Annotated in this window: 1 tRNA gene; it reads right to left on the bottom strand. The window is 37.1% G+C overall.

Annotated elements, in window-relative coordinates:
- Positions 1-182 precede the first annotated feature (182 nt).
- Positions 183-258 (bottom strand) — tRNA-Val (locus tag ACTYA4_RS22305).
- Between the last annotated feature and the right edge of the window lies 1 nt (position 259).

Genomic DNA, 259 nt, shown 5'->3' with positions numbered 1-259 from the left:
TTTTCAGATTGTATTATTATATTTTAAGCTTATGAATAGTCAATCTACTGATTATAAGAAGTATAATCAAGATGGAAAATCGGTTGCTGTGGTAAATTCGAGGGAATTTATTCTATCGTGCTCTACCAATTGGGCTATACCGGTATTTTCAAAAAGCTTGTCTATTTATTATTAATATATTATGGTGGAGGATGACGGGATCGAACCGCCGACCCTCTGCTTGTAAGGCAGATGCTCTCCCAGCTGAGCTAATCCTCCA

The sequence above is a fragment of the Niallia yueguangensis genome (assembly GCF_052663115.1).
Note: the sequence above shows the minus strand (reverse complement) of the source record. Positions and strands in the feature narration are given on the sequence as shown.